The organism is Bacillus cereus group sp. BfR-BA-01379 (assembly GCF_022663605.1).
Lineage (GTDB): Bacteria > Bacillota > Bacilli > Bacillales > Bacillaceae_G > Bacillus_A > Bacillus_A mobilis.
Map to the genome: position 1 here is coordinate 1 of NZ_JAKUFT010000050.1, position 24,683 is coordinate 24,683.

Sequence of the window (24,683 nt, forward strand, 5' to 3'; positions counted from 1 at the left end):
AAGAGAATCACAAGGGAATAACGGAAATGGTCAAGGAAACAACGGAAGAGAATCACAAGGGAATAACGGAAATGGTCAAGGAAACAACGGAAGAGAATCGCAAGGGAATAACGGAAATGGTCAAGGGGACAACGGAAGAGAATCGCAAGGGAATAATGGGCCCCAGCAAGGGAACAATGGTAGAGGGTCTCAGTAAGGAAGGCCCCTACCACATAATATCGAGTGAAAGAAACATCTATAGAATAGGGGGATTCTCTCCATCTGAAGGGACTTTTTAATATTTTTTTAAAATGACGGACATAAAATCGTATATCCTTTCGAATTATATATATGGATATCATTAAAAGTTATCCCGCTTTAATGGGCAGTAAGACCCCCGCCTCAAAATTCAGCGAAAGCAAAGAAGTTAGGCGGGGGATCAACTGCCCATAAAAGCCCGATTGGTTCAACTAATAATCAGTGGGGGATGAAGAAAACCCCCACTGATTAAAGTTTCACTTTATATAAAAGGGGAGAAAAAATATGAAAGAAATGTATGAAGAAATCACTGAAGTATTAAAGGTGTTGGCGCATCCGGTCCGTTTATCATTAGTAAAAATAATGCTTGCAAAAGGTCCTATTAACGTAACGACAATGTATGAAATGTTACAAATGCCTCAAAGCACAATTAGTCAACATTTATCAAAACTAAAAGCTACTAAAGTTGTTACAGGTACTCGGAAAGGGTTAGAAATTTATTATGAAGTAACGGATAATCGTACAAAAGCGATCTTATTAAGCTTGGCTTAAAGGGTGACTGTTTAGACTTCAAAAGAAAGCACTTCAATAACTATAATTTTTTTAGTAACGTTAGTCGTATTTGTTGTTTTTCTATTGGTCTAATGTATTTCTTTATTTGGGTCTTGCCGTATCACTATCAAGCTAAATTATAAATGGACTATAAAAATGAAAGTTTTCTTATTAAGGTCTTTTTGTTAGCTTGATAGTGATGTGCCGTTCCCATTAGTATGTAAAGAAATGGGTACGTTTTTTTAGTCATGTAATCTTTTCATTTGATGATCTTTTCCCCATTCACATAGTTCATCCATAATTTGCATTAAAGATTTCCCGTATTCGCTTATTGTGTATTCAACCTTTGGTGGTACTTCTTGATATACAGTACGATGGATAATCCTGTCAGCTTCAAGTTGCCGAAGTTGTTGTGTCAGAACTTTTTGTGTAATGTTTGGAATTTCTCGCCGGATTTCATTTGTTCGCATTTTTCCATCCATCAAAACACATAAAATATGAACTTTCCATTTTCCACCGATAACATCGAGTGTCGTTGCAATTGGGCAGTCTTCATTTTGATTCATATAACACCTCCACAGGTACTTTAAGGTTCCTATAGCACTTTAAAGTACGTACTTTTCAATTATATGTGACTCACTCATACTAATACGTAAAGGATTGAATAATTTGAAAAGGGGATGGGAAATGATGAGAACACTTGTAATTGTAGCACACCCTGATATTGAAAAATCAAAAATTAATAAAAGATGGATTGAAGAACTTGAGAAACATTCGGATGAGATTACGGTGCATGAATTGTATAAAGTGGCACCGAATTGGGAGTTTAATGTGGAAGAAGAGCAAAAGCTGTTAGTAGAACACGACCGATATATATTTCAATTTCCGCTATACTGGTACAGCTCACCACCATTATTAAAAAAATGGTTTGACGATGTACTAACATATGGATTTGCTTATGGATCAAAAGGAGATAAAGTGAAGGGGAAAGAGTTTGGTCTAGCTATTTCTATAGGTGGATTAGAAAAAGACTATGAAAATAGCGGAATTACGATGGGTGAGTTGACGAAACCATTTCAAGCTACGTGCTTATATACAGACATGAAATTTATACCTTCGTTTTATTTATACGGTGCTGAATATAAATTAAGTGATGAAGAGATTGATAAAAGCGCACCGGAGTATGTACGATATGTGATGAATAAGCAGTATTCTAATATATAAGAGGGAATAGCCATTTACTTGTTAAGTAGATGGCTATTTTATTAATTTTATCCCGCTTTAACGGGCAGTAAGACCCCCACCTCAAAATTCAGCGAAAGCAAAGAAGTTAGGAGGGGGATCAACTGCCCATAAAAGTCCGATTGGTTCAACTAATAATCAGTGGGGGATGAAGAAAACCCCCACTGATTAAAGTTTCACTTTATATTCACTAAGTGTAATCTTTAGTAAATTAATAGTTAATCTGATAAAATAAAAAACCTAACATATATAAAGGGGAGTTTTACTTGAGAACGATGCAAAAATTATTACAAAAAAGAGCAATGCAGTCACCAAATTTGGAAGCGCTTGTAGGCGGAAAGAAAAGGTATTCGTTTCAACAGTATAATGAACGAGTGAATCAGCTTGCACACTATTTATTACAAAGCGGTGTACAAAGGGGAGATCGTATTGGAATACTATGCAAAAATAATCATCCATTTCCAAGTGTTATGATGGCAAGTTTAAAAATTGGAGCTGTGTGTATTCCACTAAATCATCAGCTTACTGCGTATGAATTAGAAACGATTGTAAAAGAAGCAAAATTAAAAGTGTTAGTTATTGATGAAGAGTTCCATGAAGCTTTAAAGATTGATGCTGTTAAAGAAATTCCTTATGTAATTAAAACGACAAAAGAAGGCTTTGGTTCATTTGAAGTAACATTACAAAAACAGTCAATTACAGAGCCGAATGTAGAAGTTCATGAAGATGATGATGCGATTTACTTATTTACTTCAGGAACGACTGGACAGGCGAAGGCATGTGTCATTGGACATAAAAACTTACATCATTATTTTGCTGAAATTGCGGGCCAAAGAGAAATTCCAGCAGGTGAACGCTTTTTATCCGTGCATCCATTGTTCCATATGAGTGGCGTGCTTTCTATTTTAAATTGCATTTATCATGGCGTTACGATGATTTTCTTAGCTGATTCGAATCCTACTCTTATTTGGGATAAGATTGAAGAAGAGAAAATTACGACGATGCTTGCGTTCCCAGCTGTGTATAGCTACATGCTTGATGAGCTAAATAAAAAAGAACGTAATATTTCAACTTTTAAAGTAGCGCAAAGTGGTGGTACAAAAGTGCCAGAAACACTTATTCAAAAATATATGGAAAAAGGAATATATATGGTGCAAGGCTATGGGAGTACAGAAGGTTGGGTTGTCACTTCATGGCATCCAATGATGGGAAAAGAAAAGATGTCTTCTGTAGGGAAAACTTTGAAACATGTAGAGCTGAAAATTGTCCATCCAGAAACAGGTGAGGAACTAACAACAAATGAAGTCGGAGAGATTCATGTAAGAAGTCCATACATGTTTAAAGGATATTGGAATAATGAAAAGGCGACAAAGAAGGTAGTAAAAGATAATTGGTTTAACATGGGCGATGCTGGCATGATAGATGATGACGGATTCCTGCATATTATGGGAAGATATAAAGACGTTATCATACGCGGTGGTGATAACGTATATCCAGATCAAGTAGAAGATGTCATTCATGAACTACATGGTGTTTTAGAAGTTGCAGTAGTTGGAGTTCCAGATGACTTTTGGGGAGAAATTCCGACAGCGTATATTGTAAAAGATATGCAAACGCCTTTAACGGAAGAAAAAATTATACAGCATTGTAATGGGAAATTAGCGAGTTATAAAATACCAGAAGTTGTATTTATGGAAGAATTACCGAAAAATGCTTTAGGGAAAGTACTGAAGAGGGAATTAAGGGAAGACGTACTTGTAAAATAATAAGTGATTAGATAATGAGAAATCCAGTTATGCAGTGAGCGTGACTGGATTTTTTGTTTACGATTCTGTTAGTAGGTATTGTTAATATTTGAAACTTTTTGTTTATTTTTAGTGTAATATTGAAAATAAAGGAAGTTAATTAATTTCAGTACAAGGGGGAGAAAACGTGGCTATAAAATTAGAATCGGAGCATTTATGTATAGAACCTTTTACCAATGATGATGTATATAGAATTAAAGAATTAGCTAATGACAAGGAATTAGCCAATATTCTTGGGCTTCCACACCCATATAAATTGGAGTTCGCGCAAGATTGGGTTGATATGCAACCAGAACTTATAAGGCAAGGAATCGAATATCCTTTAGGAATTATTTCTAAAGAATCAAGAGAAATTGTAGGTACAATTACACTAAGAATTGACAAAGGTAACAATAGAGGTGAGCTTGGTTATTGGATTGGTAAGAATTATTGGGGCAAGGGTTTTGCAACCGAGGCAGTAAATAGAATGATTCATTTTGGCTTTATTGAATTAGGTCTAAACAAAATTTGGGCATCTGCTATTTCCAGAAACAGATCATCGATTAAGGTGTTAGAAAAGTCGGGTTTGCGTAAAGAAGGCACATTGAGACAGAATAGACTTTTATTAAATACATATGAAGATGTTGATGTTTATGGAATATTAAAGACAGAATATACCGTTTTAAATCATAGATAACAGTTGGTAGTGTAATGGAAAAAGGAAACCCTTCAGAACGGGGTTTCCTTTTTGTATGTCTCAAAAATTGACATTGTAGTTTAACAGGGATCTGTTTATCAAAAACATAATAATTTACTAGATTTTGTATTTTGTGTAAGATAATAAAGAATATTCAATCAATAATTAAAGGAAGAGATATAAATGAAGCTGCCGCTATTACAAGTAGAGACAGAGAGACTTAGTATCCGTCCGTTTCAAAAAGAAGATTATAAAAGTTGGCTAGATGGATTCCAAATGCGGTTACCAGCTCAGTATAAATACGATGATGGCTATCATGACATGTCGTCTTCAACGAAAGAATGGTTCACGGAATGGATAAGAGGTTTTGATGAAGCAGCACATCGAGATGAGATGTATGTATTAGGTATTTTTCGTAAAGAAGACGGAGCTAATATTGGAAAGCTAGAGCTAATAAAAATTTTACGTATGGATTATCAATGGGCGATGATGGGGTATTCCATACATAATCAATACTGGAAAAATGGATATGGTATTGAAAGTGTGAAAGCTGCGTTATCATTATTTTTTAGTAGTCTTCATTTTCAAAGAATTGAATTACATATACATGTTGATAATGAGCCATCCGTTCGCCTTGCGGAACGAGCAGGTTTTTCCTTTGAATGTAAGAGAAAGGCGTTTTCTTTAGAGAATGGTAAGTGGATGGATTTTCTTATTTATTTTAAAAATAAGGAGATGGATATATGAGAGTTTTAATTACAGGTGGAAATCGCGGATTAGGGTTACAGCTAGTCAAAATATTTCATGAAAATGGGCATGTCGTTTATCCGTTAGTTAGAACTGAGGCTGCGGTAACGCAATTGAAGCAAATGTTTAGTTGTAGATGTTTTCCTATATTGGCAGACTTATCGATTGATGAGAGTACGGAGCAAATTAAGAACCAGCTCGAAGAATATACAGAGTATTTGGATCTAGTTATAAATAACGCTGGCATTACTGGAAAGGAGACTGAGGTTTTACGTACGAATTCAGAAGAGTTAACGGACTTATTTAATATTCATTGTTTAGGTGTAATTCGAGCTGTAAAAGGTACATATGTATCTTTAGAGAAATCGGATCATCCGAGAATAATAAATGTGTCCTCTCGCTTAGGATCATTATATAAAATGGCGAACAAAGAATTTCCACAAGGCCAGTTCTCCTATTCCTATCGAATTGCTAAAGCAGCGCAAAATATGTTAACACTCTGCTTACAACAAGAGTTTGAAAGTAAAGGAATTCGTGTAACGGCAATTCATCCTGGAAAATTAAAGACTGACATTGGTGCCTTTGATGCGAATATGACTCCGGCTGAAGGAGCACAAAATATATATGATTGGGTAATCGATTCAAATGAGGATGTTTCAGGGAAGTTTATTGAGCCGGGTGTGGGGGAATTGAAATGGTAAAGTATGATTTTATAAGTATTCAATAACTATTTGGATTTTCCTGGAGAATATGAAAGGGTTTGCTACACATAAGTACAATTGGATAAAAAAGAAAGCCCAGAATACATCCGGACTTTCATTATCTGTTCAATACTTCAATATACGAAGCATCTCCAGTTGTTCTTAAAGCAGAGCGGAAATTGTTGTTTTCTAACGTTTTAGCGACTTGTTGTAATTGCTGTGCATCATCATGATGGATAAGTAAGCTGTCAGCACCGCTTTCTTCTATATGAATGTGTTCGACATTTCCAATGGCATCATGTACCGCTTTTAAAAATTCAGGTTTCATATTGTCCTCCTATATGTATGTAACGTTGTTGTTAGTATTTCCCTATTTTTGAAATATAAAAGTAAATGAATTTTTGTTATATTAAGATTTTGGAAGGGGTTTCTTATTTGTTTGTCAAATAATAGTAAAGTTGTCTTTTGAATTGAGGGAATCTTCGGAATTAAAAGGGTGAGGGAATGGACATTTCAATAATTGCGGCACAACTCGTTAAGGAGAAAGTTATTTCACATGATCCAAATAACGTAAAAGTGCTGAACGGAGGAACGACAAGCACAGTATATTTGTTGGACGAAAAATATGTTGTAAAACAGAATGAAGCAGAAGTAATACGTGAAGAAGCTCATTTTCTTTCTTTTTATGAGGGGAATACATTATTTTCAAAGCTTTTGTATAAGGAACCTTTACATACATATATTGTGTATTCTTTCCTTGAAGGTAGAACTTCGTGCGAACGAGGATATAAACGAAGTACGCTTCGTACACTTGTAAAAGAAGTTATTAATAAGTATAAAATTGTTCCAGAGGCAGATGGCTGGGGCTGGAAAGAAAATCCGGTTCAATCTTGGAATGAATTTTTAATGACAAATGTGATGGAAGCTTATGAAAATGTAAAACGTTACATAAGTGAGAAAGAGTATAGAACAGTTCTTAAACTAGCAAATCGGGACGCCGGAGTAAATCAGCCCTTTTTATTACATGGTGATTTCGGATTTCATAATTTTATATTTCGAGAAAATAGGTTACATGGAGTAATTGATCCGTTACCAGTGCTTGGAGATCCTTTATATGACTTAATTTACGCGTTCTGTTCAACTCCGGAAGATATAACGAAAGAAACGATTGATTATGTGATGAAACAATGTGTATTTCATAAACAAGAACGAGATTTGTACGAGGAAATAGTCATAGGATTATATTTGCGTATAGATACATGTTTGAGGCACCACCCGAAAGATTTAGAAGATTATTTAGTAGCTTGGCGTTATTGGATGGACGAAATCAATCCGGCTTTATAGTACAAATAGTTGGGGGGAGATAATGAAATGAACATAGCAGAAGCAAAAATAGATTTAGCACAAAAAACGAAGAAGGGAGTTCCTGTTATAATAGCTGGTATTTTATTTTGGATTGTAGCGAGTGTAACGGGTATTCTTCTTTCTGAAAAGCAAGTTGTGTGGGTGTATTTAATTGGTATGGGTTGTGTGTTTCCTTTCGGCTTAATGATTGCTGCTATATTGAAAATTGATATGTTTGTGAAAGGAAATCCGCTAGGGACTTTAGCTGGATTAATTGGCGGGATAAATGTATTAAATATTCCGTTTGTATTACTTTCCTATTTTCAATTTCCAGAGTGGTTACCTTTCGTAGTAGCGATGTTAATAGGTGTTCATTTTGTACCGTACGTATGGATTTATGAAAGTAAAAGTTATGGTTTATTGTCAGTAGGGACTGTATTCGTAACGTCAGTTTGCGGGATTCTTTTTGCAGACAATGGATTTACTGTAGTTCCATTGTCAGTTACAGCTGTCTATTTACTGACTCTAATAGGTTTATTAATCGAAAATAAAAAAGTAGATCACTATCAACAAAAAACAGCTTAATAAAGTGAAACTTTAATCAGTGGGGATTCTTCATCCCCCACTGATTATCAGCCCTCACCAATCGGGCTTTTATGGGCAGTTGATGCCCCACCTAACTTCTTTGCTTTTGCTGAATGTTGAGATGGGGGTCTTACTGCCCATTAATGCGGGATAAAAATATAGGGATAGGGGGAATTATGATGAAAAATTTCGTTTGTACAACGTGCGGCGTACAGTATGCAGCAAGTGTGGATGAACCGGTAAGTTGTGTTATTTGTGATGAGGAGAGACAATATGTGAATCCGAAAGGGCAGTCTTGGACGACTTTAGAAAACTTGCGAACGAGTGACACATATAAAAATGAAATGATAGAAGAAGAGCATGGACTTTATAGCATTACGACAAAACCGAAACTTGCGATTGGTCAAACGGCATTTGTCGTAAAGACGGATTCCTATCGTTTATTATGGGATTGTATTACTTATTTAGATGAAACGACAATTGAGAAGGTAAAAGAGTGGGGCGGGTTAGATGCGATTGCACTGTCTCATCCTCATTATTATTCAACGCAAGTAGAATGGGCAGAAACGTTTGATGTACCAATTTATATACATGAAGACGATAAAGAGTGGGTAGTACGCCCGAGTAGTCGTATTATTTACTGGTCTGGCGAGTCTTTACAATTAGCGGACGGAATTACTATTCATCGTCTCGGAGGACATTTTAGCGGCGGTTCTGTATTACATTGGGAACAAGGAAATGACGGGAAAGGTATTTTATTAACAGGTGATATTATTCAAGTCGTAGCGGATCAGCAGTGGGTAAGTTTCATGTACAGCTATCCGAACTTAATTCCATTGCCAGCAAGAAAAGTGGAGGAAATGGCGAATCGAGTGAAGCCTTTGCAATTTAACCGTTTATATAATGCTTTTCACGGGGTAGTGAAAGAGAATGCTAATGAGGCAGTGGAACGTTCTGCTGAAAGATATGTTAAGGCGGTAGAAGGAAAATTATTTCGTACGTAAAAGGAGAATTAGCTCTATGAAAACGTTAGTATGCTTCGGTGATAGTATTACAGCTGATGAAATGTTTTTTGATGGAACGCCGAGGTTAACACCGCGTCTGCAAGAGATGTTTCTAAATTGGAAGGTAGTAAATGCGGGTGTTCCGGGTGATAATACTTTCGATGCGTTACATAGGATTGAAGATGATGTACTATCCTATAAACCAGACTTTGTAACAGTTTTTCTTGGTACGAATGATTCGGTATTATTTGATCCAGTGCCATTACAAGTATACAAAGGTAATTTAGAGAAGATTGTAAGTATGATTTCACCAGAAAAAGTATTACTTATTAGTCCGGCACCAGTTGATGAAGAACGTCAGCATAATAGAACCAATAAAGTACTTGGTCAGTATGCAGACGTAGTAGAGGAAGTGGCGAAGGAAACAGGAAGTTATTTTCTAAACTTATATGCTGAGATGATTCAAGAACAGAATTATAAAAGATTTGTAGAAGATGATGAAAAAGACGGTTTACATTTTGGCCGACAAGGTTATGAATATTTAGCGGGGTTAATTGGTAAAAAGTTAAAAGGGATTTTGTAAGAAGCAAAGTGTGCGCGCTTTGCTTTTTTGCTCTTGCCAAATTTTGAGGCGGTGCACTCAAATAGTGGGATAAAATGTACTTTAAAGAAGTGGTTAGCTGTAACACTATGGGACAATCGTACAAAAGAAAATGATTTGTTCCCTAATGAAATGTATCCAAGACTTAACAGTTGATTAATTGAACTGTAAAGTTTAAAATTACAGTATAGTTTTTAGAAGTGAGTTGCCATCGTTTGTAAAAAACAGATAAATTAAATATTCTCGAATAAATAATATAACGTGTATTTCATTCTAAACTGTAATTTTTTTTAATACATTTCAATAATCTATATAATAATTTTAAAAAGTAAAGGTGTGTGTAAAATATGGTGATTTTATATACGACAGCAAGCTGTAGTTCATGCCGAAAAGCAAAAGCATGGCTTGAAGAACATCAAATTGATTATACCGAAAAAAATATCGTATCAAATTCGCTTACAGTTGATGAACTTAAATCCATTCTTCGTTTAACTGAAGATGGTGCTACTGAAATTATTTCAACTAGATCTAAAACTTTTCAGGAATTAAATATAAATATTGAGGCGCTTTCGCTTAATGAGTTTTATAAATTAATAATTGAGTATCCTCAAATGTTACGTCGTCCAATTATGCTGGACGAAAAAAGATTACAGGTTGGTTTTAACGAGGATGAAATTCGAAAATTTTTACCGCGTAGCGTTCGAACATTTTTGAATATGGAATTGCAAAAAATGGCTAATTAATAAGTAATATTTTGAAAGGAGGAAATAAAAGTGATTGAAGTATGTGTTACGGTTAATTATAAAGATAGAAACTATCACACAAATGTTATTGTGAGTAAAGATACGATTTGGACAAAAATTAAACAATTGGCAGAAGAACAAGTTAAGAAACAGTGGACTGTTTAAATTTATTTGCAACTTAAAAAGTTAAATGAAGTTAGGAGATATAGGGGAGTTCTGATAGAATATAAAGGGATTTATTTTTTCATGCTAAGCATGCTTCTTATATATTTTAACGTTTGACTAACCTATCTGTAATATTTATGGCTACAGTATGTTACTAAGCGAGAAATCATATTTTTTATCGTAGGAGGACAATAATGAACAGCGACTTTACCTTGGCCATTCACAGTTTAACTTATTTAGCTTTACAGTCAGATCGGATGTCAACAAGTAATGCTATTTCAGAAAGTGCAGGTGTTCATCCCGTACGCATTCGCAAAGTGCTAAGTTTGTTAAAAAAACATAAGTTTATACAATCAAAAGAGGGAACGGGTGGAGGTTTTATTTTTGCCCGTGATTTAGGTGAAATTAATCTTTGGAATATTTATCAAATAACCTCTGAAGGTGCATTGCAACCGAAGTGTCCAGAATCAAATGATCAGTGTATTGTAGGTTCGAATATGCGGAAAGTTCTTTTTGCTATTTTCTTAGGTGCGGAAGAACATCTAGGTGAATATTTAAAGAATTATACAATGAAAGAAGTTGTTGACCTTATTAATCAAGAACGTTAAGCGGCCTAATTATTATGTAGCCGTGAGTTCTTCAAAAACAACTGTAATGAAAATGATTACAGTTACAGTTAGTTTTTAACGTTACAAAAAATACTTATAAGAAGGTGAAAAGGTATGGTGTCAAATAATAATCATGTTTTAAAAGTGGGAGATTGGGTTCGTGGAATATCAAATGAGGGTGAATTCATAGTTGGTTACATTGTAGCACTTGATGAAGTGGAGGATGTAGTTACAGTTAGCATTGTGAAACGTGACGACAAGTACACAATGAACGAAGCGATTTTACTCTTTAGTAAACACGTTAACAAACTCCCTGAATCAAAGGTAATAAATAAGGAGCAAATCCTTTATCTTATAGATCTTGCATTATTAACAGGGGATGAAGAATGGTTTATTGAGCTTTCTGCAAAATTAAACTCGATAAGAGAGCTAGTTAATGAGGGATTTTAAAAATTATATTATTCGTTTTGAATAGGTTGAATCGTGTAATAATCAATAATATCATCTAAAAGGAAATGAAATAAAATCCATTCAATACAAACATAGAAATATCCCTGAAGAAGAGTTGAAAAAACTAAAATTAAGATGACATTGAAGTGATTTGTTTGTCCACTCCTAATAATGATACAAATAAGCTGTCCATATGGGCAGCTTATTTTACTTTTTTGTTTAGCAAAAATGTTAGCGGTTCTCTCGTTACCGATCAAGTTAAAAATGTATATGAATGCAATATCTGTAATGTATATCCTGAAAATCGGTTTATACATTTGAAGAGATATTTCTTTTTAACCACATTAATTATTTACTAGAATATCTTTTTTAAATCAAAATAAAATTTTTCGGTAAAGAAATATATAAGTATTTTTAAAATGAGTAACTTAGATAAACAATATTTTACTGTGTTTTTTGCTGATCAATTCTGTTTTAAGTGATAGGGACAAGGGTTTTGTGCTAACTGTAAAATATTATCCATGTAAAATTATATCCAATTAATATTTCTGAAAATATAAAAATATTAATTTTATAAATATACACGTTATAATGAGGGCGTCGAGAGAAATTTTATTATCTCTGGAGAAAATATAAAAAATGCGATTATTAGTAAGAAGGGTGTGTGGTTAGAGGCGAAATGTATGTAAAGTGCTTCAGTGGCTTGTGTAATCAATACCATAAATGCTGCCGAAGCTATTAAAGTGATGTATAGAATTGAGAAAGAAATGCCTCACAAATGATGAGAGGCTGGTTTAGCTAAAATTACTGTTAAAAGTAAAAAAGAGAAACCATTAAAGTAATACACTGTTATTAAAAATGTTGCAACGTATTATATGAAGTCTATTCTATATTGTTCTCTTAAGCGGTCTTTATATAAAGAGCGGATATTACGAGTAAACAATTTTGTGAACGCTAACAATTATATTAGGACGCTAACTAGCGAGTGTTTCAATTAGGATTCATTTTGATGAAGGACATACAATGTAGGGCAACTTGTAAGGAATTCATTTTCCGAAAAAAGGAAATGTTCGTTAGCGATAAAGAGAGACGCGAGAATAGAATACAAGGGGGAGCTATTATATGAACGGGAATACTGCAAAGAAAATAGAAGTTCAAGCTGAAAATACCGCACTAAAAAATGAGCAATATGCAGATCCGAAAAAGTGGCATAAGCAGGATACTACATGGGCATTGAGCCTATTTGGAACTGCAATTGGAGCAGGGGTGCTCTTTTTACCGATTAATGCAGGTTCAGGTGGATTATTATCATTACTACTAATTACATTGCTTGCATATCCAGTTATGTATTACTCACATAGGGCGCTTGCGAAAATGATATACGCTTCTAATTCAGCTGATGAGGGGATCACAGGTACAATTAGAGAGTATTTCGGAAATAAAGCAAGTATCATTTTTAACATCGTATATTTCGGTTCAATTTATACAATCGTACTAATGTATTCGGTTGCACTTACAAATACTGCAAGTAGTTTTATCGTGCATCAATTGCACATGCCAGAGCCTCCAAGAGCTATTTTATCACTTGTATTAGTTCTTGGTCTGATCGCTATATTGAATTTTGGTCAAGATATTACTGTAAAAATCATGAGTATGCTAGTGTATCCTTTCATAGCTTCTCTACTGTTTATCGCAATATCTTTAATTCCACAGTGGAATACGTCAATGCTTAGCTTCTCAGCTGTTTCTACTGCTTCAACAGGAACAGGGTATTTTGGAACGATATTGTTGATTCTACCAATCATCGTATTCTCATTTAATCATTCACCTATGATTTCATCATTTGTTGTGAAGCAGAGAGCTACGTATGGCATAGATGCTACTGATGCTAAATGTGCGCAAATACAAAAAGTTTGTTATATCATGACATTCGCTGTAGTTATGTTCTTCGTTTGGAGTAGTACATTAAGCTTGACTCCAGAGGATTTAAAAATGGCAAAAGAGCAAAACTTATCAATTCTTTCATATCTTGCTAATGAGCTTAATTCACCTGTAATCACGATTGCAGCTCCAATCATTGCTTTTGTGGCTATTACAAAGTCTTTCCTTGGCCATTATATCGGAGCATTTGAAGTAATGCGTGACATGATTATTAAGTTCGGTAAATCACGTGGAAAAGTTATTGAAGAAAAAACAATTAAGACAATCGTCCTTACTTTTGTTGTATTATCATGCTGGTTTGTTGCTTATACAAATCCAAGTATTCTTGGACTTATTGATTCTCTAAGTGGTCCATTAGTTGCTGCTATCTTATGTCTATTACCGATGTATGCGATTCAAAAAGTACCAGTATTAGCTAAATACAAAGGGAAAATGAGTAACGTATTTGTTATTATTGTAGGTGTACTTACTGTTTTAGCAAGTATTAAATCATTATTCTAATTCACGATTGTTAGTTCTATTGCAATATAAAATAGAACGATTTTGGGACAGGATTCTCCGTTTGGAGAATCTGTCCCTTTTTTAATGAGTGACAAAAGATCATCTTCTACACAGCCTCTTTTCGTAAATAAGGTTGCTTTAAAGCATTACATTTTAAATGTATTGATTTTATGAGATATTTCCGCATAATTGTAGCTAAGGGAGATGATTCTAGGTTGAATGAACTGAATATTAGCACAACAGTTTCGGCAGATATAATTGTTACCCGTCTTATCGGCAAGATTAAAACAGATGATGTGTATGAATGGTTTAATAATTTCGAGCAAGTTTGTCAGCAATTTATTTCCGAGGGACGGAAATACAAATTGTTGGTGGATAGAAAAGGATATACGCCAGATCATTTTTCTGTTCAAAAAGCATGGAAAGATAAGTTTTTCAATGAAACAATTTTGAAACACAGTAAGGCAATTGCTTTTCTTCTTGAAGAAGGGGAGATACTGAATTATTTACAACAATCTAATACAAAAGAATCAGTAAAATTTTTTGATGATTATGAACAAGCATTCCTTTGGTTGAATGAATATCCCATATAAAATTGTTAGCGAACCGGTTGCTTAAGTAACTGGTTTTTTTATGCTTGTAAGTAGTAGCGGGAAGAAAACTTCTATACGAAATGTTTAGTACTAGAGGACATACATTTTTAATGAGTTAAATATAATTCATAATAGTACCAGGAAGAAAAGAGTACGCTTTACAGTATTAGTTATATGGAAAGGTCTTACGATAGAGTCGCATAAAGTTGAGTAAGGGGGATAAACATATGAGTACTTCAAATTTGAATGAAATCAGTAAACAAATTTTAATAGAGGAGGAAACACTTCAATTTTCCTCTTTTACAAATGAAGATGCACTGCAAATAGGTTTATTTATCGTTGAAACGGCGAGGCAAGAAGGGAAATTGATTGCTGTTGATATAGCGAAAAATGGTGTACAACTATTTCATTTCAAGATGACAGGGACAACTGCGGAAAATACGCAATGGATTGAGCGTAAAAAACGAGTTGTTTCTTTGCATAATCATAGCTCGTATTATATGCAAATACAAAGTGAAATAACGGGCGTTCCATATAATGAAAAGTATCTTTTAGATAGGTCGGATTATGCTGCGTTTGGTGGATGTTTTCCGGTCCAAATAAAAGATGTAGGGGTTATTGGCATGATAACAGTTTCAGGATTACCACCAGAAGAGGATCATGAATTAGTTATAAGGGCAGTTAAAAATCATTTGAAGCAATAGTAAAAAGGCAAAATCGAACAAGAATATGTTCGGTTTTGCCTTTTTATTATGCAATTCATGAACATATTTCTAATAAGGTGTTACGGAATGGAAAATCTTTAATTCGAGACAATTTTCTTGACGAGAATAATCTATGTAGTTAATATGGTGGATATAACATAATTAAATTACTAAAAGTAATTAAGTTATTTTATATAAGTTAAAGTAGGTAAGTAGTATGTGGTAAAAATGCTTTGAATTGCCACTATTAATATTGGGGACAATTAGAAAGCGACAAATATAAAAAATTAAAAGTTAAGAAGCAAGAGTGGATCAACCATAATGGCAGCTTCTGTACAATGCATTTTTACTATGGTAACAATGACTATACATCACGAGGGGGACTGAAATTGGAATCAATGACCTTTGTTTTATTTGGAGCAACAGGGGATTTAGCTAAAAGAAAAATTTACCCCGCGCTATATAATTTATATAGAGATCAAAAGCTTCCAAAGCAAATCTCTGTTATTGGGCTTGGAAGACGTGAAGTATCTCATTTAGATTTTCAAAAAAGAGTGAAAGAATCCATAGAAACGTTTTCTCGTCGCAAGGAAGAAGGTACTCCGAATATAGAAGATTTTTTAGCGTACTTTCGTTATTGTCCGTTAGATGTGAATAAGCCGGAAGACTATAAAAGATTATTACAAGTAGTTGTTGAAAGGGAAAAAGAACAAAATATTCAAGGGAATAGGATGTTCTACCTTTCAGTTACTCCTGACTTCTTTGAGACTATTGCTTTAAATATTAAGGAAAGTGGACTGGATAAAACGGATGGCTGGAAGCGTCTAATGATTGAGAAACCGTTTGGTCATGATCTTCCATCTGCCAGAGAGCTGAATGATAAGCTTAGCCGAACGTTTGAAGAAGACGAAATATACCGTATTGATCATTATTTAGGTAAACCGATGATTCAAAACATTGAAGCACTTGAATTTGCAAACCCTGTTCTCCAATCGCTTTGGAATAAAGAACATATTGCGAATGTACAAATAACAGCGAGTGAAACGGTTGGGGTAGAAGAAAGGGCAGGATATTATGATCATGCAGGGGCCATTCGCGATATGGTTCAAAATCATATGTTGCAAATATTAATGATGACTGCAATGAATTTGCCGGAAAAGATAAATGCATGTGAAATTCGTGAGGAAAAACGAAAGGTAATGGAGACTCTTCGTAAAGTGAAAAAAGAAGACGTTCAGAACCATATCATTCGCGGGCAATATGCTTCAGGGGAGATAAAGGGCCAACAAGTTGCAGCGTATAGAGAGGAGCCAGGAGTAAATCCTTCTTCTCAAACAGACACATTTGTTGCGGCGCGCCTATGGATTGATAACCCATTTTGGACTGGCGTTCCTTTTTATATACGAACAGGAAAAAGAATGAAAGAAAAATCTACTCGTATTGTAATTGAATTTAAAAATACATTAAAACAGCAATATCAAGATAGTAATCCAAATGCGGAGCCTAATTTGTTAATCATTGAAATTAGCCCAAATGAAAATGTTTCACTCCAATTAAATAGTAAAAATCCATTGAACAATGGAGAGCTTGAACCGATCCGTATCCATTTTACATGTGAGCAAACAGGAGTGGGAATACCTGAAGCTTATGAAAGACTTATCTATGATGCTATATGCGGAGATTCTACATTCTTTGCACACTGGAGAGAAGTTGAATTGTCATGGGAATGGATACAGCCGATACTTGAAGCATTCGAGGAAAACTTGTTACCACTTCATGAATATAAGTCGGGTTCGTATGGTCCAGATACTGCGAATGCTCTATTACAAGAGAGTGAGTTTAAATGGTGGCTAGATGAGGAATTGAAAAAATAAGTACATTCTTACAAGTAAAGCAATATGACAAAAAGATATTCATCATTGTATTAATGTGTATTTATGATGAAAGGTAATTCAAGGAGGAATTATATTATGAGAGTAGGATTAATTGGTTTAGGAAAAATGGGATTAAATTTAGGGAAGAATTTAATGGATCATCAACATGAAGTAGCAGCATTTGATTTAAATACGAGTGCAGTGGAAGAAATGAAAGAGTACGGTGCTACAGGTACATCTAGTTTAAGCGAACTTGTTCAATCATTGGAATCACCAAGAATTCTTTGGGTAATGGTTCCGCATGCTGTTGTTGATTCTGTTATTAATGAGATTACACCGCTTTTATCAAAAGGAGATATTTTAATTGAAGCTGGTAATTCGCATTATAAAGAATCTATTCGCCGATATGAGCAATTAAAGAAAGATGGTATTCACTTTATGGATGCAGGAACTTCTGGCGGAATGGAAGGCGCTCGTAATGGTGCTTGTTACATGATCGGAGGAGATCAAGAAGCTTGGGATATCGTTGAACCTATTTTCCGTGATACAGCTGTAGAAAATGGATTCTTATATGCAGGAAAAGCTGGTAGTGGTCACTTCTTAAAAATGGTTCATAACGGAATTGAATACGGTATGATGGCCGCTATCGGTGAAGGATTTGAAATTCTAGAGAAAAGTGAATTTGACTACGATTATGAAAAAGTATCAAGAGTATGGAACAACGGTTCAGTTATTCGCTCATGGTTAATGGAATTGACTGAAAATGCATTTTCTAAAGATGCAAAACTGGATGAAATTAAGGGCGTTATGCATTCTTCTGGTGAAGGGAAATGGACAGTAGAAACGGCATTAGACCTTCAAACAGCAACTCCTGTTATCGCAATGTCTTTATTAATGCGCTACCGCTCATTAGACAATGATACGTTTACAGGAAAAGTTGTAGCAGCACTGCGCAATGAATTTGGTGGACATGCAGTAGAAAAGAAATAAACATTTTACAAGTATAACTCGTTAACGTTTAAAAAATGGAGGGAATAAAACATGAAGTTTTTTATTGATACTGCAAATCTTGAGGACATAAAAAAAGCATATAAACTAGGTGTTTTAGCTGGTGTTACAACGAATCCGTCTTTAGTAGCAAAAGAAGGCATTAAGTTTGAAGACCGTATTGCAGAAATTTGTCAGGCAGTACCTAACGTTGAATCTGTTTCGGCAGAAGTAACGCCAGATGCTGTTACAGCCGAAGAGATGATTGCTCAAGCAGAAGAACTGATTAAAATTAACGGTGGCGATGAAAAAGTTACAATAAAACTTCCGATGACACTAGCAGGATTAGAAGCTTGTCGCTACCTTACTGAAAAAGGTGTGAAAACGAACGTTACACTTATTTTCACTGTGAACCAAGCTCTATTAGCTGCTCGAGCAGGTGCAACGTACGTTTCTCCATTTTTAGGACGCTTAGATGATATTTCTGAAGATGGCGTATTATTAGTTGCTAAAATTGCTGAATTATTCGATGTTCATCTATTAGATACACAAATTATTGCGGCTTCTGTTAGACACCCAGATCATGTCACTCGTGTAGCGATGGCAGGTGCTCACATTGCAACAATTCCTTATAAAGTAATTGAACAACTTGCTATGCACCCATTAACAGATCAAGGTATAGAAAAGTTCGCTGCGGATTGGGCGAAAGCGCCTAAGTTATAAGGAAGTAAAGCTTTCACAAATTGCTTTTTTACGAGAGGACTAATCTTTATGTAACTTCATCCTGTAAAATAAATCCCGAGTTTGGTACCTTATTACGTGAAAGCAGCAATATGAAAAGACACCATGCAGTTTCAAAACAGCACAATGGTTATAAAAAGGCCCCATTATGAGAGTGAAGTTTATGAAAACGTAGCTCTCATAATGAAGTGTCTTTTTTGTTATCGGAATAATTTGAAAGGGGTTACATAGTGAGTTCGAAATATATGATTGGTGTAGATATTGGAACAACTAGTACAAAAGCAGTTTTGTTTTCGGTTGATGGATCTGTTATTGCAAGTCATGGGATTGAATATCCTTTATATTCTCCCGCACCAGAAACAGCGGAACAAGATCCAGAAGAGATTTTTCAAGCGGTCATACATACGATTAAGGAAACTATACAATCAAGTAATGTGCAGCCAGTTGATATTCTTTGTGTTTCTTTTAGTTCGGCCATGCATAGTGTCATTGCTGTAGACGAAGTAGGGAAGCCGTTAACGAGATGTATTACTTGGGCAGATAATAGAAGCGCAAGCTGGGCAGAAAAAATAAAGAATGATATGAATGGTCATGAAATTTACCTTCGTACCGGAACACCAATCCACACTATGTCACCACTTTCAAAATTAGTTTGGCTTAAAAATGAACATGCTGAGTTATTTGCAAAAAGCTATAAATTCATCTCTATTAAAGAGTATGTTTTCTATAAGTTATTTAAGGAATATGTAATTGATCATTCTATTGCATCAGCGACAGGAATGTTCAATTTGAAATCTTTAAAATGGGATGAAGAAGCCTTGCGTATTGCAGGAATTACAGAGGAAAAGCTATCTACCGTTGTTCCAACGACGCACAGTTTAATCGGGATAAATGAAGAACTTGCAAGAGAGATGAATGTACGTGTTACTACTCCTTTTATAGTCGGTGCGAGTGATGGGGTACTATCGAATTTAGGTGTAAATGCAATAGAACCTGGAGTAGTTGCTATTACAATTGGTACGAGCGGTGCAGTGCGAGTTGTGACGAATCAGCCAGTAACGGATCCGAAGGGTAGGACTTTTTGTTATGCGTTAACTGAGGACCTATGGGTAATTGGTGGACCAGTTAATAATGGTGGTATGATTTTTAGGTGGGTTCGCGACCAATTATGTACGTTAGAAGTTGAGCATGGTAAACGTTTAGGGAAAGATCCATATGAAGTGCTTACGGAAATAGCAGCGAAAGTGAATCCTGGATCGGATGGTTTATTGTTTCATCCATATTTAGCAGGAGAAAGAGCTCCTTTATGGAATGCGAATGCGCGGGGATCTTTCTTTGGGCTTGGACTACACCATAAGAAGGAGCATCTTATCCGTGCTGTTTTAGAAGGAATCATTTATAACTTGTATACAGTTCTTCTTTCGTTAAAAGAATTAATTGGCGAACCGAAAAAAATTCAAGCGACAGGTGGTTTTGCAAGGTCAGAACTTTGGAGACAGATGATGGCAGATATTTTTCATCAAGACGTATACGTTCCGGAAAGTTTCGAAAGCTCTTGCCTAGGAGCGGCAATCCTCGGTTTATATAGTTTAGGTGAAGTAGGCTCATTACACGTAGTTTCTGAAATGGTAGGTGCCAACTCTTATCATGAGCCAAACATGGAAAGTGTGGAGAAATATAAAGAATTAACACCGATCTATATTCGTTTGGCCCGTCATCTGGAAGAAGAATATGAGAGTATAGCTGCTTTTCAGAAAAAGTGGATTTAGAGGCTATTTGGCAGGAAAATATGGTAACTTATAAATAGATACTCAAGTTTTTTTAGATGTTCTTTCAAAAAATAGTTTAAGGTTTTTCTGTAAAAAATATGATGAACAGAAACTATAGGGAGAGGGTTATGAAAATGGCGGATAACAAAGAGTTTATTGGATATGTTGGAACGTACACGAAAGAAAAAAGTGAAGGAATATATAAATTTATTTTAGACACGAAAGCAAATAAAATTAGTAATGTAACGCTTGCGGCTAAGGTGGATAACCCTACATATGTAACGATTAGCAAAAATAATAAATATCTCTATTCTGTTGTTAAAGACGGAGAAGCTGGTGGTGTAGCAGCTTATTCAATTAATGGTCATACTGGAGAGTTAACGGAACAAAACAGACAAGTAGTAGAAGGCGCTTCTCCTTGTCATATTAGTGTGGATAGTGAAAACGGTACGGTAGTTACAGCAAATTACCATAAAGGAACGATTGAGTCTTTTGTAGTAAATGAGGAAAATGGAACTGTACATGCTGCTTCATCTATTATGACGCATAAAGGTTCAGGTCCGAACAAAGAAAGACAAGAGAAACCACATGCACATTACGCGGGATATACGCCAGATGAAAAATATGTGGTGGGTGTTGATTTAGGAATTGATAAAATACTTACGTATGAAATAAAAGATAGTAAGTTAAAAGAAGTAAATAGCTTGTCTGTGAACCCAGGAAGTGGTCCTAGACATATTGCTTTTCATCCGAACGGAAAGCACGCTTATGTCATGACTGAACTTAGTTCGGAAGTTATTGTGTTAACGTATCATCCGGAAGAAGGGTCCTTTACAGAGTTGCAGTATATTTCTACTGTTCCGAAAGAATTTGATGACAATAGTCAAGGAAGTGCGATTCATATTTCTTCTGACGGCCGTTTTGTATATGCAGCGAACCGCGGCCATAATAGTATTGCTGTTTTCAGTGTGGATCAAAATTCAGGTGAGCTTACATTTGTTGCACATACATCTACAGAAGGAAATTGGCCGAGGGACTTTGTATTAGACCCGACTGAAAAGTTTCTTATTGCTACAAATGAAAAGTCACATAATCTTGTGCTATTTTCAAGAAATGAAACGACAGGGGAGTTAACTCTGTTAGAATCTGATGTTATTGTACCAGAGCCTGTTTGTGTGAAGTTTTTGAACATTTGATTTGAGTTGAAATTCTGTTCGATATATTTGAAAAATCGTTGATATAATTTCAAATCCCAAAAAACAGTAAAAAAAGCAAAGCGATATCGCTTTGCTTTTTTTACTGTTTTTTCTTAGGTCTACGAACTAATTCGCCGCCGCAGTTTGGGCAAACGTTTTGTCTCTCTTCTGTACATGGTGCACAAAATGTACATTCATATACGCAAATGTAAGCTTCTGAAGTTGGTTCGAGAGATTGATCGCAAATTTGACAGTTTGTTTTCATTTCGAGTGCCATAGTAAGTCTCCTTTTAATTTGAATATTTGTAATTTAATTATAATTCATTTGATAGAAACTGTCTTTTTCAATTGAAAGGAAATTAGATGATAAAGTTATGATTTGAAATGAAAGAGGCTCTTTTATTTTAAAATTGATTATTTCATGCAGTTGGAATATTATGAAATAGTCAAAAGACAACAGGGGGTATATATTTTGACTAATCATAATGATCATTTAAAAGCAAACTGCGAAAAATGTTTCGGTTTATGTTGTGTAGCATTACCATTCGCAGCATCGATAGATTTTGCGGTGAATAAAGATGGTGGGAAACCATGTTCTAATTTGCAGTCAGATTATAAATGTAGCATACATAAAAATCTTAGAGAAGAAGGTTATAAAGGTTGTACAGTATTTGAGTGTTTCGGTGCTGGGCAGAAGATTTCGCAAGTCACATTTAACGGGATTGATTGGCAGAAAGATGCTAAGCATGCGAGAAAAATGTATGATGCTTTCCCGATTATGCATCAGCTTCATGAAATGCTTTGGTATTTGAATGAGGCTATTTTTTTACAGGCGACACAACCGATTCATAAAGAACTAAGTAAAGCAATTGAAGAGACGGAGCGTCTTTCAAATTTAAATGCGGACGAGTTAATGAAAGTAAATATTCCGTTACACCGTGCAGAAGTAAATGTGTTACTTTTAGAAACGAGTGAGCTCGTTTGGAAGGAAATGAATGCAATGAATAAGAAACGAATGAGTCACCGCGGGGCAGACCTTATGGGGGCAAATTTAAAGAAGAAAGATTTGCAAGGAGCGAATTTAAGAGGAGCATACTTAATTGCGGCTAACTTAAATGGAGCAAATTTAAGGGGAGCAGATCTTATTGGAGCAGATTTGCGAGATGCAGATATTCGCGGGGCGGATTTTACAAATAGTATTTTTCTGACGCAAGTTCAAATTAACGCGGCGAAAGGGGATACACATACGAAATTACCGAAAATGTTGTCCCGTCCATCGCATTGGAGTGCGTAAAGAATGTGGAGTGAAATAGCTTGGATATGTTTCAATATTTAGAAGAAATGCAAGAAGATATATTTTCGTTATCAATAGAGAGAATAGAATTGAAGTATTTTGAAATTTGTAGCATGTTAGCATCTGCAAAATATGCAGAACGAATTAAAGCAATTAATTTAGAGTCATATAAGGAAAGTATGCGAGTAGGTTTGGATGCAGCTGTAGAAATGGCTACTAATGAAGAAGCAAAAGCGATTTATTTTGAGTATGATCTTGATCACGAGTGGAATAGCCAGTTTTATATTTGTGAGGAGTATGTTCCACTTGAAGAAGAGGATGATGATTGGGCTTCTGAATGGACATATGATGTTGAGGGACCGAAGTCTATACAATTAGCAGATGTGTATGCTAAAAATGGTTTTGATACAAATGAAAAGGCAATTGGGATAACTGTATATTTAATTGCCAGAACGGTATGTAATTTTATAAGTGCATGTAGTAATGTACAAAGTAATATACCAGTTTGTATTGGTTTTCATGATCAAGACCCAATTATACGAACAGGCAGAGATTAAAAATCTCTGCCTGTTTTTTCATTTCTTTTCAAAAGTAGTAATGAAAACACTACATACAATAAGAATACCACCGATAAAAAAGTTACTATTTAATGTCTCATTTAAGAGCAGCCAACCAAGCAATGATCCGACGATAGGTTGGAAGAAGAAAAATAATGATCCGATGCTTGCGTCCATTAATTCTAATCCTTTATTCCAAAGGAAAAAGGCACCTGCTGTTGAGACGACTCCTAAGTAAACTACGCCTAATATTACGTACGTATTTACTGTTTCGATAGAGGTTGATTGTAGTTCCCATATCATAAAAGGTGTAATGAAAAAGAGTGAAAAGAATATGGCGTACGTTGTAATAATTAAAGATGAAAATTGAGCTGAAGCAATTTTCACATAAATGGATAGTAAAGCCCATGTAATTGCGGCCCCGACTAATATGATTGTACCGATAAAATAGGAGCCAATTTCAATATCCCATCCAATGACGATAATGACACCGATTGTCGCTATTATAGTAGATAGCAGTCTGCGAGCGGTTAGTTTTTCTTTTAAAATAATCGCTGCAAATATAACCATAAATGCAGGTGTAGCTGATGTTACTAACGAGCCTGTATGAGCGTCGGATAATTTTGTTCCGATAAATTGACAAGTAATCGAAATGAAATAGCCGATAAATCCAATCCAAGCGAATAATAGCCAATCTTTTTTGTGAATGGTTACTTCTTTCTTTTGCTTTTTCTCAGCTATTTTCAAAATTGCATATAAAACAACAAAAGCAATGATAAAGCGTAGCCAAACGAGTGTCAATGGTGGGATAAAGTCGAGTACATATTTGCTAACAACATACATACCGCCCCATATACTTGCTGCTAGTGATAAACATATAGCTCCTAAAATTGTTTGTTTCATGTAAAGTACCTCCGTCTATTTTTAGGGTATTATGAGTTCCCTAAGACGAGGCATAGTGTACGTGTTATTTGAATGCCCGCCTTAGTTTATAGACGGCCTACAGGTTGATCGTTTTCGAATGAAGTGTTGTAGTACATGAGTGCATTCCTCCTTCATAATTTTA

Annotated in this window: 27 protein-coding genes and 2 pseudogenes; 25 read left to right on the plus strand and 4 right to left on the minus strand. The window is 35.1% G+C overall.

Annotation, left to right across the window (positions count from 1 at the left end; translation table 11 throughout):
- Nucleotides 1-196: pseudogene (locus tag MR113_RS18205) on the plus strand (hypothetical protein); the annotation flags it as partial.
- Between the two features lie 326 nt (nt 197-522).
- Entirely contained in the window at nt 523-789 is a 267-nt protein-coding gene (locus MR113_RS18210) for an ArsR/SmtB family transcription factor (protein ID WP_071736354.1), read from the plus strand.
- A 242-nt stretch (nt 790-1,031) separates the two neighbouring features.
- Here the strand turns inward: MR113_RS18210 and MR113_RS18215 are convergent, their stop codons facing one another.
- Nucleotides 1,032-1,355 (minus strand): winged helix-turn-helix transcriptional regulator, encoded by a 324-nt coding sequence (locus MR113_RS18215; RefSeq protein ID WP_001072997.1) that lies wholly within the window; start codon nt 1,353-1,355, stop codon nt 1,032-1,034.
- Between the two features lie 124 nt (nt 1,356-1,479).
- Here MR113_RS18215 and MR113_RS18220 point away from each other — a divergent pair, with 124 nt between their 5' ends.
- From MR113_RS18220 to MR113_RS18240, 5 genes are all read left to right on the plus strand, one after another.
- Nucleotides 1,480-2,013 carry an NAD(P)H-dependent oxidoreductase gene (locus tag MR113_RS18220; RefSeq protein WP_242256043.1) on the plus strand — a complete coding sequence of 178 codons (534 nt, stop codon included), beginning with the start codon at nt 1,480-1,482 and terminating at the stop codon, nt 2,011-2,013.
- Between the two features lie 293 nt (nt 2,014-2,306).
- The gene (locus MR113_RS18225) at nt 2,307-3,797 is read left to right on the plus strand and encodes a class I adenylate-forming enzyme family protein (RefSeq protein WP_242256045.1); all 1,491 of its coding nucleotides are present in this window, start codon (nt 2,307-2,309) and stop codon (nt 3,795-3,797) included.
- 166 nt (nt 3,798-3,963) lie between these two features.
- Nucleotides 3,964-4,512, plus strand: a complete 549-nt coding sequence (locus MR113_RS18230) for a GNAT family N-acetyltransferase (RefSeq protein ID WP_242255990.1) — start codon at nt 3,964-3,966, stop codon at nt 4,510-4,512.
- 183 nt (nt 4,513-4,695) lie between these two features.
- The gene (locus MR113_RS18235) at nt 4,696-5,259 is read left to right on the plus strand and encodes a GNAT family N-acetyltransferase (RefSeq protein ID WP_242255992.1); all 564 of its coding nucleotides are present in this window, start codon (nt 4,696-4,698) and stop codon (nt 5,257-5,259) included.
- Nucleotides 5,256-5,960 carry an SDR family NAD(P)-dependent oxidoreductase gene (locus MR113_RS18240; protein ID WP_242255994.1) on the plus strand — a complete coding sequence of 235 codons (705 nt, stop codon included), beginning with the start codon at nt 5,256-5,258 and terminating at the stop codon, nt 5,958-5,960. The genes MR113_RS18235 and MR113_RS18240 overlap by 4 nt, the downstream gene beginning before the upstream one ends.
- Before the next feature lie 118 nt (nt 5,961-6,078).
- Here MR113_RS18240 and MR113_RS18245 read toward each other — a convergent pair whose 3' ends face one another.
- Entirely contained in the window at nt 6,079-6,288 is a 210-nt protein-coding gene (locus tag MR113_RS18245) for a hypothetical protein (RefSeq protein ID WP_000801653.1), read from the minus strand.
- A 176-nt stretch (nt 6,289-6,464) separates the two neighbouring features.
- Between MR113_RS18245 and MR113_RS18250 the strand changes: the two genes are divergently transcribed.
- The 16 genes and pseudogenes from MR113_RS18250 (at nt 6,465) to MR113_RS18325 (ending at nt 21,766) form a co-directional block, all read left to right on the plus strand.
- Nucleotides 6,465-7,304 carry a phosphotransferase family protein gene (locus tag MR113_RS18250; RefSeq protein WP_242255996.1) on the plus strand — a complete coding sequence of 280 codons (840 nt, stop codon included), beginning with the start codon at nt 6,465-6,467 and terminating at the stop codon, nt 7,302-7,304.
- A gap of 27 nt (nt 7,305-7,331) precedes the next feature.
- Nucleotides 7,332-7,889 carry a DUF7010 family protein gene (locus tag MR113_RS18255; protein WP_242255997.1) on the plus strand — a complete coding sequence of 186 codons (558 nt, stop codon included), beginning with the start codon at nt 7,332-7,334 and terminating at the stop codon, nt 7,887-7,889.
- 179 nt (nt 7,890-8,068) lie between these two features.
- Nucleotides 8,069-8,893 (plus strand): MBL fold metallo-hydrolase, encoded by an 825-nt coding sequence (locus MR113_RS18260; RefSeq protein ID WP_242255999.1) that lies wholly within the window; start codon nt 8,069-8,071, stop codon nt 8,891-8,893.
- 16 nt (nt 8,894-8,909) lie between these two features.
- A complete protein-coding gene (locus MR113_RS18265; protein ID WP_242256001.1) occupies nt 8,910-9,476 on the plus strand; it encodes an SGNH/GDSL hydrolase family protein in 567 nt (188 codons plus the stop codon).
- Between the two features lie 365 nt (nt 9,477-9,841).
- The gene (spxA, locus tag MR113_RS18270; protein WP_000236195.1) at nt 9,842-10,237 is read left to right on the plus strand and encodes a transcriptional regulator SpxA; all 396 of its coding nucleotides are present in this window, start codon (nt 9,842-9,844) and stop codon (nt 10,235-10,237) included.
- A 30-nt stretch (nt 10,238-10,267) separates the two neighbouring features.
- Nucleotides 10,268-10,402: a BA3454 family stress response protein gene (locus tag MR113_RS18275; protein WP_000573513.1), complete on the plus strand. Its 135-nt coding sequence runs from the start codon at nt 10,268-10,270 to the stop codon at nt 10,400-10,402.
- 194 nt (nt 10,403-10,596) lie between these two features.
- Nucleotides 10,597-11,010, plus strand: coding sequence for an Rrf2-family transcriptional regulator SaiR (saiR, locus tag MR113_RS18280; RefSeq protein WP_242256003.1), 414 nt, complete (start codon nt 10,597-10,599; stop codon nt 11,008-11,010).
- Between the two features lie 114 nt (nt 11,011-11,124).
- Entirely contained in the window at nt 11,125-11,460 is a 336-nt protein-coding gene (locus MR113_RS18285; protein ID WP_242256005.1) for an IDEAL domain-containing protein, read from the plus strand.
- Between the two features lie 1,122 nt (nt 11,461-12,582).
- Nucleotides 12,583-13,902 (plus strand): aromatic amino acid transport family protein, encoded by a 1,320-nt coding sequence (locus MR113_RS18290; RefSeq protein WP_073515717.1) that lies wholly within the window; start codon nt 12,583-12,585, stop codon nt 13,900-13,902.
- Nucleotides 13,903-13,986: 84 nt separating this feature from the next.
- Nucleotides 13,987-14,495 (plus strand): annotated as a pseudogene (locus tag MR113_RS18295) (SpoIIAA family protein).
- A 227-nt stretch (nt 14,496-14,722) separates the two neighbouring features.
- Entirely contained in the window at nt 14,723-15,199 is a 477-nt protein-coding gene (locus tag MR113_RS18300; RefSeq protein ID WP_061678964.1) for a heme-degrading domain-containing protein, read from the plus strand.
- Between the two features lie 389 nt (nt 15,200-15,588).
- Complete coding sequence (gene zwf / locus MR113_RS18305) at nt 15,589-17,073, plus strand: glucose-6-phosphate dehydrogenase (RefSeq protein ID WP_242256010.1); 1,485 nt, start codon at nt 15,589-15,591, stop codon at nt 17,071-17,073.
- Between the two features lie 96 nt (nt 17,074-17,169).
- Nucleotides 17,170-18,063 carry a phosphogluconate dehydrogenase (NAD(+)-dependent, decarboxylating) gene (gene gnd, locus MR113_RS18310; RefSeq protein WP_242256012.1) on the plus strand — a complete coding sequence of 298 codons (894 nt, stop codon included), beginning with the start codon at nt 17,170-17,172 and terminating at the stop codon, nt 18,061-18,063.
- Between the two features lie 51 nt (nt 18,064-18,114).
- Nucleotides 18,115-18,783, plus strand: coding sequence for a fructose-6-phosphate aldolase (gene fsa, locus MR113_RS18315; protein ID WP_000667684.1), 669 nt, complete (start codon nt 18,115-18,117; stop codon nt 18,781-18,783).
- Nucleotides 18,784-19,028: 245 nt separating this feature from the next.
- The gene (gene gntK / locus MR113_RS18320; protein ID WP_242256047.1) at nt 19,029-20,570 is read left to right on the plus strand and encodes a gluconokinase; all 1,542 of its coding nucleotides are present in this window, start codon (nt 19,029-19,031) and stop codon (nt 20,568-20,570) included.
- Between the two features lie 128 nt (nt 20,571-20,698).
- On the plus strand, nt 20,699-21,766 hold the full coding sequence (locus MR113_RS18325; RefSeq protein WP_242256014.1) for a lactonase family protein: 1,068 nt from the start codon (nt 20,699-20,701) through the stop codon (nt 21,764-21,766).
- Between the two features lie 100 nt (nt 21,767-21,866).
- Here the strand turns inward: MR113_RS18325 and MR113_RS18330 are convergent, their stop codons facing one another.
- Nucleotides 21,867-22,043: a DUF1272 domain-containing protein gene (locus MR113_RS18330; protein ID WP_242256016.1), complete on the minus strand. Its 177-nt coding sequence runs from the start codon at nt 22,041-22,043 to the stop codon at nt 21,867-21,869.
- Between the two features lie 195 nt (nt 22,044-22,238).
- Between MR113_RS18330 and MR113_RS18335 the strand changes: the two genes are divergently transcribed.
- Both MR113_RS18335 and MR113_RS18340 read left to right on the plus strand, forming a co-directional pair.
- Nucleotides 22,239-23,060: a pentapeptide repeat-containing protein gene (locus MR113_RS18335; protein WP_242256019.1), complete on the plus strand. Its 822-nt coding sequence runs from the start codon at nt 22,239-22,241 to the stop codon at nt 23,058-23,060.
- A gap of 20 nt (nt 23,061-23,080) precedes the next feature.
- Nucleotides 23,081-23,617, plus strand: a complete 537-nt coding sequence (locus MR113_RS18340; protein ID WP_242256021.1) for a hypothetical protein — start codon at nt 23,081-23,083, stop codon at nt 23,615-23,617.
- An 18-nt stretch (nt 23,618-23,635) separates the two neighbouring features.
- On the opposite strand, the gene MR113_RS18345 is transcribed toward MR113_RS18340, so the two are convergent.
- Nucleotides 23,636-24,520, minus strand: coding sequence for a DMT family transporter (locus MR113_RS18345; protein WP_242256023.1), 885 nt, complete (start codon nt 24,518-24,520; stop codon nt 23,636-23,638).
- Between the last annotated feature and the right edge of the window lie 163 nt (nt 24,521-24,683).

Excerpts from the sequence above, each read along its gene's own strand:
- MR113_RS18210 (WP_071736354.1), top strand. The coding sequence starts at position 523 with ATGAAAGAAATGTATGAAGAAATCACTGAAGTATTAAAGGTGTTGGCG.
- MR113_RS18345 (WP_242256023.1), bottom strand. The coding sequence starts at position 24,520 with ATGAAACAAACAATTTTAGGAGCTATATGTTTATCACTAGCAGCAAGT.
- MR113_RS18245 (WP_000801653.1), bottom strand. The coding sequence starts at position 6,288 with ATGAAACCTGAATTTTTAAAAGCGGTACATGATGCCATTGGAAATGTC.
- MR113_RS18255 (WP_242255997.1), top strand. The coding sequence starts at position 7,332 with ATGAACATAGCAGAAGCAAAAATAGATTTAGCACAAAAAACGAAGAAG.
- MR113_RS18215 (WP_001072997.1), bottom strand. The coding sequence starts at position 1,355 with ATGAATCAAAATGAAGACTGCCCAATTGCAACGACACTCGATGTTATC.
- MR113_RS18330 (WP_242256016.1), bottom strand. The coding sequence starts at position 22,043 with ATGGCACTCGAAATGAAAACAAACTGTCAAATTTGCGATCAATCTCTC.
- MR113_RS18225 (WP_242256045.1), top strand. The coding sequence starts at position 2,307 with ATGCAAAAATTATTACAAAAAAGAGCAATGCAGTCACCAAATTTGGAA.
- MR113_RS18260 (WP_242255999.1), top strand. The coding sequence starts at position 8,069 with ATGAAAAATTTCGTTTGTACAACGTGCGGCGTACAGTATGCAGCAAGT.
- MR113_RS18235 (WP_242255992.1), top strand. The coding sequence starts at position 4,696 with ATGAAGCTGCCGCTATTACAAGTAGAGACAGAGAGACTTAGTATCCGT.
- gnd (WP_242256012.1), top strand. The coding sequence starts at position 17,170 with ATGAGAGTAGGATTAATTGGTTTAGGAAAAATGGGATTAAATTTAGGG.
- saiR (WP_242256003.1), top strand. The coding sequence starts at position 10,597 with ATGAACAGCGACTTTACCTTGGCCATTCACAGTTTAACTTATTTAGCT.
- MR113_RS18220 (WP_242256043.1), top strand. The coding sequence starts at position 1,480 with ATGAGAACACTTGTAATTGTAGCACACCCTGATATTGAAAAATCAAAA.
- MR113_RS18325 (WP_242256014.1), top strand. The coding sequence starts at position 20,699 with ATGAAAATGGCGGATAACAAAGAGTTTATTGGATATGTTGGAACGTAC.
- MR113_RS18300 (WP_061678964.1), top strand. The coding sequence starts at position 14,723 with ATGAGTACTTCAAATTTGAATGAAATCAGTAAACAAATTTTAATAGAG.
- MR113_RS18265 (WP_242256001.1), top strand. The coding sequence starts at position 8,910 with ATGAAAACGTTAGTATGCTTCGGTGATAGTATTACAGCTGATGAAATG.
- MR113_RS18290 (WP_073515717.1), top strand. The coding sequence starts at position 12,583 with ATGAACGGGAATACTGCAAAGAAAATAGAAGTTCAAGCTGAAAATACC.
- spxA (WP_000236195.1), top strand. The coding sequence starts at position 9,842 with ATGGTGATTTTATATACGACAGCAAGCTGTAGTTCATGCCGAAAAGCA.
- MR113_RS18250 (WP_242255996.1), top strand. The coding sequence starts at position 6,465 with ATGGACATTTCAATAATTGCGGCACAACTCGTTAAGGAGAAAGTTATT.
- fsa (WP_000667684.1), top strand. The coding sequence starts at position 18,115 with ATGAAGTTTTTTATTGATACTGCAAATCTTGAGGACATAAAAAAAGCA.
- MR113_RS18285 (WP_242256005.1), top strand. The coding sequence starts at position 11,125 with ATGGTGTCAAATAATAATCATGTTTTAAAAGTGGGAGATTGGGTTCGT.
- MR113_RS18240 (WP_242255994.1), top strand. The coding sequence starts at position 5,256 with ATGAGAGTTTTAATTACAGGTGGAAATCGCGGATTAGGGTTACAGCTA.